A 1,112-nucleotide genomic window follows, 5' to 3' on the forward strand; every position below is an offset into this window, starting at 1 on the left:
CAAAACCAGACTCCGTAGCGCAGCTCCGCGCACATCAATGGGGGAAACAATGAAAGGAACACGATGAAATCATCGAAGGTGAGGCGCGGCATAATAGCCTCTTTGGCCGCACTAGCCTCAGCCGGGATGCTCGCCCTCGGAGCCGGAGGCGCACACGCGGCGAACACCGCGAACATCGACCCGTCCAAGACGGGTTCGCTGACCATCCACAAGTATGAGAAACCCGCGACGGCGACCAACCTGCCTCATGACGGAACGGCTCTGAGCGCGGCCCAGTTGCAGGGACTGACGCCGATGGCAGGGGTGACGTTCACGGTGCAGAAGGTGAACAACATCGACCTGACGACCAATGCGGGCTGGACCGCCGCGGCAGCCCTGACGCCGGCCCAGGCCGCGGCGCAGGCGGCCAGCCCCGGCACGACCACCACGACCGGCGCGGCCGGGACGGCGACTCTGGGGAACCTTCCGCTGGGCCTGTACCTGGTGACGGAGACCGGCTACCCGGCGGGTGTGACTCCTTCGGCCCCGTTCCTGGTCACGCTTCCCATGACGGACCCGGGCAACCAGAACAGCTGGCTGTATGACGTGAATGTCTATCCCAAGAACGCGGTCACGACCGCGACGAAGACCGTCAACGATGCCTCCGCCCTCAAGCTCGGCGACAACGTGCAGTGGACCATCACCTCCGACATCCCCAACGTCAACCCGATCGACGGGTACCGGATCGTGGACAAGCTCGATTCGAAGCTGAGCTACACCAACTCGACCGTGGCGCTCTCCAACGGCGCGGCGCTGGCGGTGAACACGGACTACACCGTCGTGTTCGATGCGGCGTCGAACACGCTCAGGGTCGACTTCACCGCCAGCGGCCGGGCCGTCCTGGCCGCGAACCCCACCGCGAAGGTCGTGGTCACGGTGAACACCACCGTGACCACGGTCGGTGAGATCACGAACACTGCCCTCGTCTACCCGAACGCGGCCAGCTTCACCATCACCCCGGGCCAGCCCGGCGGCCCCGTGGTCACGCCCCCGGTGGCGGTGACCAAGTGGGGCAACATCGTGCTGCACAAGCAGGATTCCCGGAGTTCGGCCGCCCTGGCCGGCGCCGTGTT

1 protein-coding gene is annotated in these 1,112 nt (G+C 66.0%); it reads left to right on the forward strand.

The window, feature by feature from the left end; all coding sequences use genetic code 11:
- Window positions 1-102: 102 nt before the first annotated feature.
- Window positions 103-1,112, forward strand: a 1,010-nt coding sequence (locus AB4Z38_RS25610; protein WP_441432322.1) for a SpaH/EbpB family LPXTG-anchored major pilin, incomplete at its 3' end; no start/stop codon positions are given.

This window comes from Arthrobacter sp. 2RAF6, from assembly GCF_052115205.1.
GTDB lineage: Bacteria > Actinomycetota > Actinomycetes > Actinomycetales > Micrococcaceae > Arthrobacter.